Origin of the sequence: Vibrio sp. V43_P6S15P86 (genome assembly GCF_009904725.1) — a bacterium.
Classification (GTDB): Bacteria; Pseudomonadota; Gammaproteobacteria; order Enterobacterales; family Vibrionaceae; genus Vibrio; species Vibrio diabolicus.
The window spans coordinates 1-12,910 of record NZ_WXWT01000174.1; the positions used below are offsets into that span (position 1 = coordinate 1).

The following is a 12,910-nucleotide window of genomic DNA, read 5'->3' on the forward strand; positions in this document are numbered from 1 at the left end:
AAGTATAAAACACCCTGGAGGGGTTCCCGAGTGGCCAAAGGGAGCAGACTGTAAATCTGCCGGCACTGCCTTCGATGGTTCGAATCCGTCCCCCTCCACCATATTGAAAAAGCCAGCTCATTGAGCTGGCTTTTTTCGTTTCGGACTCTTGATAAAGTAAAGTAACAAACCCTTCCTTATTTAACCCAACTTCTTCGCTATTCTACCTCTGTTTGGATCCTACTTTAACAACTGGGCCGAAGCGAATCTCCGATGGACAAAGTTCGGATCTGGTCGTTGTAATACAAACAATGAACTAGCACTTTGTCCTTGTTTTATCGCAATGACCATAATGTGAATGCTAAAAACATTCAGTAAAACACTTGAGGACGGGCTAGCAAAAAAGATATTCGGCAGAGTTAAGCGCGAGCGATGATGAAGGCTCCACCTGGAAGGTTTTATAAAAATATCTTTCGTAGATACAAACGACAGATACAAAAAATCCCGCAGGGGGTGCGGGATTTTTATTAGTGACTAAATAGGTTTAAAGGTGACTAGCCTTGAATACCAACAATTAACCATGGTGCATTAGGCACAGTCAGGTCACGCTCTAGGTGCCAGATATCTTCGATTTCTTCTTCAACACCTTCTACTGTGTCACGGTAACGACCGCTAAACTGTAGGCTAAGCTGTGCTTTATTTGCATCGTAATCGGCACGGACGATCTCTGCATCAACGTACATTACATCAGTATACTGCTCACCGTCGAGCTTCGCGCGCTCTGCTTTCAGATCTTCAAACAAGCTTGGAGAAACATATTCTTCAATGGTTTCCAGTTGATTGTGATTCCACGCACCTTGCAGGATTCGGTAGTGTTCACGAGAGCCGTTAATAAACGCTGCTTGGTCAAAGCCCGGTGGGTAGTTATGTGGTACGTCCGTTTGAGCGCCGAAACCACCAAAGCCACCATTATTTGTGTTTGGCTGTTGCTCAAAGTTTTGCATGTTTGGTTGCTCAAACTTAGATGCGTTACCACCAAATGCAGGTTGCTGACGATGCTGGTTCATACTGCCCTGCTTCGCACCTAGCATACCGCGCATTAATTTAAAGATGACAAAGGCAATCAAACCAATAATTAGGATATCCATAAATTGGATACCTTCAAAAGCACCGCCAAAGAATGCAGCCAGTAGACCACCAGCAAGAAGTCCGCCTAGCAGACCACCCATTAAGCCTTTTTTACTTGAAGACTTCGCCGTCTGATCTTTGCCGACCGTATTGGTGTTTTGTTGCTGTTGTTTTGGTGCTGGCGCTGTTTTGTAGCTCTTACCGAAAGACTTACTGCCACCAAACTTCTTCGCTTCCGCGATAGGCGTTACAGCAACGGTAAACATCAACAGAGCAACAATAGAAAATAAACGTTTCATCGTTATCCTTAAAGTTAGCTATCTAAGATTGTGCTCTATCAAACGAAACAACGATTGTTTCAAACAGTAGCACGCCAAAGATGATTGTTACGTCATCATACTCTGTATGCCTGTTGATGAAAACAGCTTACAGAAGCTGACATGTATCAGAATATTGCCAAAGATACAGACTGCTCTCGGTTAACTTCGAGATACTTGGTTCGTTTGGAAATGCTTGGAATGAACTCACTGCTACTCAGGGATGTTTTACTTGAATTAGAATCAGTGACACAGCTCAGAATCCTGCACCTTGACGTCACTTGAGTATATTGCCTTGTTGACGGTTAATAGGTAGCTGACTATCATATTGAACGATGTTCAATAAAGCAGTTTGAGAGTATGGCGCGCAGAAACGATCACACCAGAGAAGAGTTAGTGAATTTGACGTTAACAACAGTCAAAAACTTTTTAGATGAGAATTCTTACCACGAACTCAGTCTTCGTAAAATCGCTAACATGATTGGTTACGTGCCAAGCACATTAGTCAACATTTTTGGCAACTATAACCTGTTACTTTTACACGTAGTCGCGCAAAGTTTAGACGAACTCTCCCAAGAAGCACTGAAGGCGACCAATAGCAGTAAAGACGCTCATCAAGCTCTATTTGAACTGGCTTATTGCTACCACGATTTCGCTCAAAAGCACCCTTACCGTTGGCAGTTAGTGTTCGAGCACAACATGAATGGTGCAGAACTTCCAGAATGGCATGCCAAACGTATCGACGGGATGACAGGAATGCTGGAGTCACTATTGGCTCAAATCGCACCACATCGTACCGAGTCCGAAGTGATTCAAGCAAGTCGAGTGCTTTGGTCTGGCGTACACGGTATTACTTTACTCAGTGTTGATGATAAATTTTTCTCTAGTGAACCCATTGATGGTAAAGAATTAATCAGTAACCTGCTTTCTAACTACCTCACAAACTGGTAACAAAGGATTATCCATGTCGTCCGACAGACAGCCGTCCTTACTTACACAAAGAAAGTTCCTACCCTATTTCATTACTCAGTTTTTTGGCGCTTTCAACGACAATATTTTTAAAAACGTTTTGCTGCTGTTTGTCGCCTTCGCGGGATCCAGCGCACTACCTATTTCGAGCAACTTGTTCATCAATTTAGCGGCTGGCTTGTTCATTCTACCGTTCTTTCTATTCTCCGCTTCAGCTGGCGTATTAGCAGATAAATACGAAAAATCATGGTTTATTCGCAAGGTAAAGCTGTTTGAAATCGCCATCATGCTTTTGGGTGCCATTGGTTTTATAACCGAAAGTTATGGTGTGCTTTTGCTGCTACTGTTCTTAATGGGCACACAGTCAGCATTCTTTGGACCGGTTAAATATGCCCTTTTGCCCCAAAAATTAAACGCGAAAGAGTTAGTGCCAGGCAACGCCCTTGTTGAAGCTGGTACCTTTATCGCCATCCTTATTGGTACCCTAGGTGCTGGAGTTATCGCCTCAGCAGACAACGCAAAATACCTTGCCGCATTTTGTGTCGTACTCTTTGCATTGTTAGGATATTTGTCGAGCCGCTCAATACCCTTTGCAGCCGCCAGCGCACCTAATCTTTCTTTTCGTTGGCAACCGTACAAACAAACTAAACACACGCTATCCATCGCAAAATCAGATCGTGTTGTTTTTCAATGTATTATGGCGATAAGCTGGTTCTGGTTTTTAGGCGCCGCCTATCTAACCCAGTTCCCAAATTTCACCAAGATTTACTTAAATGGCACCGAGAGTGCGGTGTCTTTCTTGCTTGCTCTGTTTTCCATTGGTATCGCGCTAGGGTCGCTACTTTGCAATTGGATCTCGAATCATCGTATCGAAGTCGGTATTGTGCCTATTGGCGCACTTGGCATTACGGTATTTGGGTACTTGATGGCAACCTCCATTCCAAGTGACCTACCTATCTTCCATAACTTTGTAGACTTCTTTAGATATGAGCCTTTTTGGCCATTATTTTTCTACCTATTGATGATTGGTGCTTCGGGTGGGTTATTTATCGTGCCGCTTTACGCATTAATGCAACATAGAGCAAAGGAAACCGAGCGCGCGCAAGTCATCGCAGGGCTCAATATCTTTAACTCTCTGTTTATGGTCGGCAGTGCTGTCTTAGGTATTGTGTGCCTAAGTGTAATCAAGATGACAATTCCTCAATTGTTTGCATTGTTAGCCATTTTGAATTTCTTGGTCGCCGCTTACATTTTTTTGCAAATACCGATATTCGTTGTCCGTTTTGTGGTTTGGATGCTAACTCATACTATTTATCGAGTGAAACATAAAAACCTACATAACTTGCCAGAACAAGGCGGTGCGTTGATCGTATGTAATCACGTGAGCTATATGGACGCCTTGCTACTTAGCGCAGTATGCCCAAGGTTGATTCGTTTTGTGATGGAGGAAGATTACGCCAACCTACCGCCACTAAGACGCTTTTTACGCAGAACTGGGGTAATTCCGATTTCAGCGAGTAACAGAAACTCCATCAGGCGTGCATTTAATGATGTAGAAACCGCATTAAGCGAAGGACATATCGTCTGTATTTTCCCAGAAGGGAAATTAACCTCAGACGGTGAAATGAATGAATTCATGCGTGGCATTGATATTATTCTGCGTCGCAGCCCAGTACCTGTCATACCCGTGGCACTCAAAGGCTTGTGGGGAAGCTATTTCAGCCGCGCGAAAGGCCGCGCATGTTGTGGCTTACCGACTCGATTTTGGTCAAAGCTAGAAATTGAAGCCGGACAGCCGGTTCCACCAAATGAAGCAACGGCAAAAACGATGTTCGATAAAGTGCATCAACTCAGAGGCGACTGGCGATAAAAATACATTTGAACACATGTATAGAATAATTGAACATGTGTTCAAATCATTAAGACAAACTGACCACACTCAGTGCGATATACTCGCGCTTTCATTCACAACAGCGAATAAAAACCTTGAATAGAAACTACCTCTTGTTTGGATTGGCGTTACTCTTTTGCTTAACCCCTTTTGTCTCCTCTCCTATTGCCCTAGTTATTGGTTTTCTACTCGCAAGTTTTGGTTTTGTGCCTTCAGAACTGCCCATTGCTTCTTTTACTAAAAAGCTGCTGTCCTACTCGATTATTGGTTTAGGCTTTGGCATCAACTTTGAGCAAGCACTCTCTGTCACGTCGGATGGTATCGGTCTGATTATCGCCACGATTGCGGGCACACTGATCATAGGCACTATCATTGCCAGAATAATTAAGTTGGAGCGAGTAACCGCATACTTAATCTCGTCAGGTACAGCAATTTGTGGTGGTAGTGCAATTGCCGCTGTAGCACCAGCGATTAAAGCAAAAGACGAACAGATTGGATTAGCACTGGCAACGGTATTTGTCCTAAACTCCATCGCACTATTCGTGTTTCCTGTGGTTGGGCATGCTTTAGGGCTAGATCAACACACATTTGGTACATGGGCCGCGATTGCTATTCATGACACGTCTTCTGTTGTTGGGGCTGCCTCAGCCTACGGTGAAGAAGCGCTAACTACAGCAACAACGTTAAAACTCGCACGAGCTTTGTGGATCATCCCTGTCGCACTGATCAGTGCCGTGATCTTTTCGAGAGACCAGAAAGAGAATGGAACGAAAAAGTTAGTTATTCCTTATTTCATTTTTTGGTACTGCGCAGCCATCGCGTTTAGCGACTTCTTCCCTCAATTTGAAATGGTCTATCACGGTATTTTCGTTGGAGCGAAACAAGCTTTGGTGGTGTGCCTGTTCCTGATTGGTTGCAGCATTTCAATTTCGAAGCTGAGGTCTGCTGGAGCTAAGCCACTGTTATTTGGTATTACTCTGTGGGTGTTAATTTCAACCACTTCTCTAAGTTGGTTATTGTTTAGATATTAGTGGTCTTCTCATCGTGTTGAGATGACGACGGCTCAAGTTTGCTGTTTTTGTATGTAACAACCAATGCGATAGCGATCAAAAAGGCCGTCAGCTCTGCAAGAGAACGGGCGAGCCCTTCACTGCTTATTGCAATACCAATTTGTAGTGCTACCGCCGCAATTAATACTAGCTTTACCATCCTGAACCTTATGCCTTTTCTCTCTTCGAAGAAGCATAATTATGATTCAGAGTTATAAGGATACGAAATTCCCTTTCTGACTAATACATAGCAAAATTGACTAATGCTGAATTGATGGCAATAGCCACTCCTTCACTGCCTTCCGAGAAACTTTGATCCCACTTTCTAGTAGCACTTGTGGCATTAGATGGTATTCCACTGGCCATTTAAACTTCTCTAATCTGGGTTGCAAATGCAGGTCATATTCCGCTTTGCTGCGCAAATCATTGGTCTGAATCACAGCAACAGGGCGATGACCAAATTCCGCATCTTCGACTGGAACCACTATGCTCTGCACCACGCCATCAATTTGGTTCAATGCTGCCTCAATCTCTTCACAATGAATGTTCTCACCACCAGAGATAAATTGATTGTCGGCACGGCCGATGATCTTTAACTCGTCACCTTGCCACTCACCAAGATCCTTGCTGTCAAACCAGCCTTTCTCATCCAGAAACGGAGTAACATGACCTTGATGAAAATACCCTGCCGCTAATGTTTTACCACCGACAAAAATGCGTTGGTCAACCAACTTTATCTTACGATGATTCAATACGTGTCCAGCATTACTGGTACTGTCAATTCTCTTTGCGGTAACGGTAGAGGCAGCTTCCGTCATCCCATAACCTAACCACGCCTCAATCCCTCGTCCTGTTGCTCGCAACGCCAACTCGTGAGCAACGTGGCTGCCGCCCAATAGCACATGCGTCAATGACAAGTGAGCATCATCATCCAATAGCCGTTTGAGCTGCGTTGCAACCAAAGAGGCGTGTGACACGCCCTGAATATCTTCGACAAGTTTTCCTGTACCGATTTTCAATGTCGCTCCGACATATAGCCAACGATATACAATCGCCAATCCAGAGACGTGATAAAGCGGAAGCGACAATAACCAAGAATCTTGCTGAGTGAAAATGAACTCTTGCAACAAGCCTTCTGCTGAAGCAAGGTGTTGTCGATGTGTATGAACCACAGCTTTAGGCTCCCCTGTCGAGCCAGAGGTAAATACCACTGAAGCGAGCCTGTCATGGTGATAGGCATCTTCAATCACCGCATCACGCTCTTGTTGTGAAACTAAGGGCGGTGAAAGCAATATTGCCTTGAGTTTTTGTATATCATGTTCAGAAAAGGTCGAAGCGCACTCCTGAGCAAACAAGATAAACCGAGTTTGTTCAGGTTTATAAAGGGTCGCAAGTTTACTCTGTAGCGTATCGAGTGGTTGTACCATGGTCAGCGCGGCAAGTGCGCCTAACTGCTTGGAAGCAAGATAAAACAGCAGAGTTTCGACTTGGTTTTTACCTACCAAAGTCAGCACATCTCCCCGCGTTACGCCCAAGTCATTCAAATAGTGAGCGTATTGGTCAATACGTACTGAGAGTTGTTGCCAGTTTAATGTTTCTGTTGGTGTCTTGAGTGCAATAGAAAAAGGGCTCGTTTGAGCCCAATATTTCCACGGTGCCTTCGCAACATTGTCTATGCAGAATGCCACACAATCTCCTGATCTTTCAGAGGAAGAACGGGAAGTTCACACTTAGGCCAGCCTTGCTCTAACTGAGCTTTGAATAGGCCAATCGTATCCAAACCTGGAACTTCATCAGGCAGCTGCCATTGGGCAAAGCGCGCTAATTGCGTTAAACCGAGACTGGATTCAATGCTCGAGCTAATAACCGCTTTCATCCCCAGTGACTTCGCCTTCTCTATCAGTGTAATACAAAAATCCACCGAACCAATGAGTGTGGGTTTGATGATGATCGTTTTCACACCAGTTAGATCTTCAAGACGGAAATCCTCTCGACGAACCGCATCTTGCAACGTTTCATCCCAAGCAATCGCAATACCAGTATTGATAGCAAAAGAGAGACTATCGCCAGGAGAGCGGCACGGCTCTTCCAAAAAGGTAATGCGCTGACGCAGAGACGGAGTAATGTATTTAGCAAACTGCTGCGCTTTTTCTGGTGTCCAAGCGCGGTTTGCATCAAGTCGAAGCGTTAATTGAGGGATAGATTCAAGGAAAAGGTTCACAAGCATGCCATCGCGAATTGGCTCATAAAGCCCGACTTTTACTTTCGCGACTTTCTCGCCTTCCATTTCGTTCAGCTTTGGAATGAGCTCGTCTGGGTCACCAGTACACAGCGGCGCTGTTTGATACTTACCTTGTTGGGGTAAGCCACCAGCTAACTCTAACTGTGCCATCGATAAACCAAACGCGACCGATGGATACATGTTGGCGTAATCCACATCCAATCCTGCGACCCAACGCTCCGCTTGTTCCTGTAGCTGAATACCAGCATCTTCGGTGCTCTCTAAACTAAAACCAGGAAGAGGAGCGACTTCTCCAAGCCCTATTTGGTCACCTTCAGAAAGCACAACAACATAACCAACACGTTCAGTTAGCTTATTGTCTCGCAGGATGACACCACTATCCATGGGCAAGATATAACGATAAATTTTCGCTTCACGCATAATTCGAGTCCTATGTAATGCCGTATATTTGAGCGTTCTGGCAAGCAATCCCACCAGCCTCCCAGAGGGCGAGGCGCTCAGGAAAAATGGAACAGAGGAGCTGAAACACTCCTCTTTTTATACGGATTATGGGTTACGAGGGAATTTGTCGAAGTCTGGGCGACGTTTCTCGTTGAATGCGTTACGACCTTCTTGTCCTTCATCGGTCATGTAGAACATCATCGTTGCGTTACCCGCAAGCTCTTGAAGACCTGCTTGACCATCACAGTCCGCATTCAATGCAGCTTTCAGGCAGCGTAGCGCCATTGGACTATGCTGAAGAACTTCACGACACCAACGAACAGTTTCTTTCTCTAGCTCTTCTAGCGGCACAACCGTGTTGACCAAGCCCATGTCTAACGCTTCTTGCGCGTTATAGAAACGACATAGGAACCAGATTTCGCGAGCTTTCTTCTGGCCTACGATACGAGCCATATAAGACGCGCCCCAACCACCATCAAATGAACCCACTTTAGGGCCCGTTTGACCAAACTGTGCGTTGTCCGCTGCAATGGTTAGGTCACACATCATGTGCAGTACATGACCGCCGCCAACAGCCCAGCCGGCAACTGATGCGATCACAGGTTTTGGACAAGTTCGAATATCGCGTTGGAAGTCCAATACGTTTAGGTGGTGTGTACCTTGGTCGTCTTTATAGCCGCCGTAGTCGCCACGGATCTTCTGGTCACCGCCAGAACAGAATGCGTCTTCACCTAGACCTGTCAGAATGATCACGCCAACACCAGAGTCGTAACGCGCATCTGCCAACGCATCAATCATCTCTTTTACTGTTTGAGGGCGGAATGCATTACGCACTTGTGGGCGTGCAATGGTAATTTTCGCGATACCATCTTCAGATTTATGGTAGTGAATATCCTCGTATTTCTCGCTGCAATCTTTCCATTGAACCGGAGCGTAAAGTTCTTCTTCAGAAATGCCTACTGTTTTAGCCATGGTGATTCCCATTGTTCTCGTTACTCTCACCAAAGTGAGATTGAATTATGTGCTTAATATGCATCGCAAATTGTCGGGGCTGCTCTTGATGAACGTTATGTCCTGCGCCTTCAACTTGTCGATACGCCAACCCGCTACGTTGTGCCAGTTGGCTAAATTTTTGGTCTTTCGCGCCACACAAGTAATACATCGGTATATTTTGCTTTTTCAGTGTGGGCAACAAATACGCCTGCTTGGCTAACGATGTTGCCATCAGCATGCTCGCGACCGCCGAGCCAAGATTATCACTTCGCTTCGCAATTAATGTTTGTCTTTGCTCATGGTTTAGTGAAGAAAACACCGCTTGCTGATACCAATCGTTCAAAACACGTTCAAGTGGTTCAGTTTTGAAACGCTTTGCCCAGCGAGCATCATTCTCCAATCTCACCTGTTTCTCTGACTCAGTTTGAAGCCCGAAGTTTCCCCCTTCAACAATTGCGCCCACAATATTGAGATCTGAGAAGCATTGATTGGCAATACCATGCATCGCAATACGGCCGCCCATCGAGTAACCAATCAAAATAAGTGGTTGTTGCGGAGGAAGTAATAAAGATAGTGTGGAATTAAGAAGTTTGCAGCAATCATCGAGATCTTTGCACTTTGTAAACTGGCTACGACCATGACCAGGAAGGTCTATAACAATTCGTTCAAACCGAGTCAGATCATCCAAACAAGCTTGCCAATCAGCACCACTTCCTAAAAGGCCATGCAAAAACACCAGAGTGGGAAGATCACCACTTTGGTGTTTTTCAGTTGAAGAGAGACGCTCAGAGTGAAGCATGCAGGCTCTTATTAAATGCCTTTATCAACTCTGCGGCTTGGCTTGGTGGGGTTTGAACTTCCACCAGCAGTGTGCCTTGGCCGCTCGACAGGTGCTCGGCAACCATTGCTTGATACATTTCTAACGTAGTTGGCTTCTCATACTTTAAACCAAACTGTTTGGCTGCATGTTCAAACTGATAACCGTGGGGCATTTGGTAGTACGCAGTGCGATGCTCCTGAGGCACCGGTAACATATCGAAAATTGCTCCACCATCATTGTTTGTGACCACAAGTACCGTCGGCAGTTTATTGTGAGAAAACAGCGCTAGTGAATTGAGATCATACAGTGCTGATGTGTCACCAATATACATCAGTAACGGATTACCTCTTGCTCGCTGCACACCTGATGCGGTAGCAAACAAGCCGTCAATGCCTGACGCGCCTCGGTTAGTGAACACTTCTACATCATCAAGTTTGCCGTACATATCGACAAGTCGAACAAACAAACTGTTACCCAAAAAGACATCAGCGTTTTTAGTGCGCTCGTTGATGTCTGCTGCCAACGCAATTTCGTCAATGGCAGAAGCTGAATCAGATAGAAAAGCTTCTTCGATACGTTGATGAACTAGCTTAACGTCATTCGCTAACCTATCAGCCCAACCAGCAAATATTGACTTCTCAAAGCTAATGCGAGAAACCCACGTTTGAGGAGGCTCAACCCAGTGCATTTGCGCCAGATGATTTTGGTTATTACGGTCCATACAAGGTGAGACATACCAATACTGAACGTCTTTATCTTGTTGACTCTGCGAAACTTGTTTATCAATCCAATGATTCAAACGTTTTGAGATGATTCGGCTACCAAATTGGATAATAAGTTCACAAGACTCAAGCGCGTTTGCGAACTCGGGAAGTTGAAGCCATACATCGTAATGCGCCCAATCCGAACTCAAACCACTTTGCGGGTCTGCAAGTACCGGCCATCCCATCTTTTGTGCAAATGCCTGCGCCGACTTCGCTTGTTCAAGCGGTAAGCTGCCAATCACAACCAAGCCTTTTTTATCCGCACAAGACGGGATTTGCGCCTGTGATAAGTGGCTAAAACGCTGGGTATAACTACCACTTCCTTTTCGCCATCCGGCTACCGAGTCTAAGTAGGTTTGATAATCCGCTTTTGCACCATTGGAATACAAAGGCTCTGGAAATGCACAGTTAATATGAACAGCACTGCCTTGCAGTTGCTGAGTAAACATCACTTCGTCAACAGAGGTCAGCAACCAATTAAGCGATGTTGTTAAAGTTGGGCTTGGTAAATTCAAGCTGGACGAGACATGATGTGAAAAAATACCCAACTGGTTAATCGCTTGGTTTGCACCACAGCCAACGAGCTCCACCGGACGATCCGCAGTGAGCAGCACCAGCTTTTCACCAGTAAGCCTAGCCTCCGCAACGGCTGGTAATAAGTTCGCCACTGCCGTACCAGAAGTAACGATGATTGCCACTGGCTCTTGAGTAGCTTTCGCTAAACCAAGAGCCATAAAGCCGAGACCACGCTCATCAAAGTGAGTATGAATAGAAAAATTGGACTGTTCTGCCGCCTCTAAAGTTAAAGGAGTAGAACGAGAGCCAGGAGCGATACAAACATGCTTAACGCCAAATCGCTGAAGCTCAATCAATATGGTTTCTGACCAAATTCGATTGAGCACCGCTTGGTCATGATTCATGATGCGACTCCCAACGGGGGGTGATCAGAAATCAGCGTAAGTAACGTCGACATTTTCTTATCAAGTTCCGCCCACTCATGCTCTGCCACAGAGCCTGGCACAATACCTGCGCCCGCAAACAGTTGTACTTGGTCACCGAGCACAAGCGCGCTTCTGATCGCGACACAAAACTCTGCTCGTTCATGGCTTATGTACCCCATTGACCCCGCGTACCAGCCGCGTGCAAAGGGCTCATTATCAAGAATAAACTGCATGGATTCTTGTCGAGGTAAGCCAGCAACCGCCGCCGTCGGCTGAAGCGCCGATAACAACTGAACACCGTTTATTCCCGTCTTTAGGCTCGCGTGAATATTTCGCTTGAGGTGTTGCACTTTTCGTAGCCTAACCAAACTTGCCTCGGCCTCCACTTCAACCGCTTCGGAATGCGGTGATAGGCGATCAATAATGTCATCAACCACATATTGGTTTTCATTGAGGTTCTTTTCATCTTGGGATAACCAATTCGCCAACTCCATATCGTGAGTGGCGTTGTCCCCTCGACCAATCGTGCCTGCTAACGCTTCGGTATGAAGTTCGTGCCCTACGCGAGAATACAAACGTTCTGGCGTAGAACCCATAAAGCTGTGTTTGCTGTCTAAGCTCAGCATGAAATGGAAACTATGATGGTTATTTAAGTAACTCGCTTTCAGCAATTGTGCAGCACTTAATGTGTTATCAAGCTGCACGGTAGAGCGACGCGCCAATACCACTTTCTTAAAATCATCATTCTTTATACCAGTCAGAACTTTATGAACTAACTCATTCCATTGAGGCTGACTTGGCGTATGAACAATAGAGCGGATGTGAGAAGAAATCGGAGCTAAGGTCGCGACCTCACAAACCAGTTTATGCAGTCCTGCTAGGGTTCGCGCTTTGTCTTCTGAAATATTAACTGCGAGAGACCATTGTTGATCAAAACGAATTAACTCAATTTGAGGCAAAAAGAAGAAAGAAGGCATACAGCGACGATTCTTCTCATGCTGGCCGTCAAAAGAGCGTCCGCCCCAGACTCGTTGCCCTTCACCTAGAATGGTATAAGCAGGGCCTGGCTCAACAAAAGCGTGTAATTGCCCTAGTGCAACGACCTCTTCACGAGTATCGCGGGACTGCCAGTAGAATTTAGGGAAAAGTGGTTGTGCATCAAGCCAATCAATAAATGAGAAATTAGGTTTCTCGCTCAGGGGCTCGACCAGACGTGTTTGATTGCCTTCCGCTTGCTGAACTCGCTCGATAATTCTCTTTACGGCTTGATGGAACTGTGACAAATCAACCTCGTAGTATGTGAGGATAAATGGTAACTGACGGCTACTCTAAGTTTAGACCCAAAGCAAATCAAGGTCGTATGCGATCTTTTGCAA

The 12,910-nt window shown here is 45.4% G+C and carries 11 protein-coding genes and 1 tRNA gene; 4 read left to right on the plus strand and 8 right to left on the minus strand.

Features of this window, described 5'->3' with window-relative positions; all coding sequences use genetic code 11:
• Window positions 1-16: 16 nt before the first annotated feature.
• Window positions 17-101, plus strand: a tRNA-Tyr gene (locus tag CAG69_RS07710).
• Between the two features lie 432 nt (window positions 102-533).
• Here CAG69_RS07710 and CAG69_RS07715 read toward each other — a convergent pair.
• Window positions 534-1,406, minus strand: a complete 873-nt coding sequence (locus CAG69_RS07715) for a Tim44 domain-containing protein (protein ID WP_161443544.1) — start codon at window positions 1,404-1,406, stop codon at window positions 534-536.
• A gap of 378 nt (window positions 1,407-1,784) precedes the next feature.
• Here CAG69_RS07715 and CAG69_RS07720 point away from each other — a divergent pair, with 378 nt between their 5' ends.
• The 3 genes from CAG69_RS07720 to CAG69_RS07730 all read left to right on the plus strand — a co-directional run bounded on the left by CAG69_RS07720 (window position 1,785) and on the right by CAG69_RS07730 (window position 5,315).
• Window positions 1,785-2,375 carry a TetR/AcrR family transcriptional regulator gene (locus CAG69_RS07720; protein WP_161443546.1) on the plus strand — a complete coding sequence of 197 codons (591 nt, stop codon included), beginning with the start codon at window positions 1,785-1,787 and terminating at the stop codon, window positions 2,373-2,375.
• A gap of 13 nt (window positions 2,376-2,388) precedes the next feature.
• On the plus strand, window positions 2,389-4,263 hold the full coding sequence (locus CAG69_RS07725) for an MFS transporter (protein WP_161443548.1): 1,875 nt from the start codon (window positions 2,389-2,391) through the stop codon (window positions 4,261-4,263).
• Between the two features lie 116 nt (window positions 4,264-4,379).
• On the plus strand, window positions 4,380-5,315 hold the full coding sequence (locus CAG69_RS07730) for a YeiH family protein (RefSeq protein ID WP_118789411.1): 936 nt from the start codon (window positions 4,380-4,382) through the stop codon (window positions 5,313-5,315).
• Here CAG69_RS07730 and CAG69_RS07735 read toward each other — a convergent pair.
• From CAG69_RS07735 to CAG69_RS07765, 7 genes are all read right to left on the minus strand, one after another.
• A complete protein-coding gene (locus CAG69_RS07735; protein ID WP_005390556.1) occupies window positions 5,305-5,493 on the minus strand; it encodes a hypothetical protein in 189 nt (62 codons plus the stop codon). The two genes, CAG69_RS07730 and CAG69_RS07735, sit on opposite strands and share 11 nt — an antisense overlap.
• A 100-nt stretch (window positions 5,494-5,593) precedes the next feature.
• Window positions 5,594-7,021 (minus strand): o-succinylbenzoate--CoA ligase, encoded by a 1,428-nt coding sequence (gene menE / locus CAG69_RS07740; RefSeq protein WP_161443550.1) that lies wholly within the window; start codon window positions 7,019-7,021, stop codon window positions 5,594-5,596.
• Window positions 7,006-7,995 carry an o-succinylbenzoate synthase gene (gene menC / locus CAG69_RS07745; RefSeq protein ID WP_046874206.1) on the minus strand — a complete coding sequence of 330 codons (990 nt, stop codon included), beginning with the start codon at window positions 7,993-7,995 and terminating at the stop codon, window positions 7,006-7,008. The genes menE and menC overlap by 16 nt, the downstream gene beginning before the upstream one ends.
• Window positions 7,996-8,121: 126 nt before the next feature.
• Entirely contained in the window at window positions 8,122-8,988 is an 867-nt protein-coding gene (gene menB, locus CAG69_RS07750; RefSeq protein ID WP_012842018.1) for a 1,4-dihydroxy-2-naphthoyl-CoA synthase, read from the minus strand.
• A complete protein-coding gene (menH, locus tag CAG69_RS07755) occupies window positions 8,981-9,808 on the minus strand; it encodes a 2-succinyl-6-hydroxy-2,4-cyclohexadiene-1-carboxylate synthase (RefSeq protein ID WP_161443551.1) in 828 nt (275 codons plus the stop codon). The genes menB and menH overlap by 8 nt, the downstream gene beginning before the upstream one ends.
• Window positions 9,795-11,513, minus strand: a complete 1,719-nt coding sequence (gene menD, locus CAG69_RS07760; protein ID WP_161443553.1) for a 2-succinyl-5-enolpyruvyl-6-hydroxy-3-cyclohexene-1-carboxylic-acid synthase — start codon at window positions 11,511-11,513, stop codon at window positions 9,795-9,797. The genes menH and menD overlap by 14 nt, the downstream gene beginning before the upstream one ends.
• Entirely contained in the window at window positions 11,510-12,817 is a 1,308-nt protein-coding gene (locus tag CAG69_RS07765; protein ID WP_006743248.1) for an isochorismate synthase, read from the minus strand. The genes menD and CAG69_RS07765 overlap by 4 nt, the downstream gene beginning before the upstream one ends.
• Window positions 12,818-12,910: the final 93 nt, after the last annotated feature.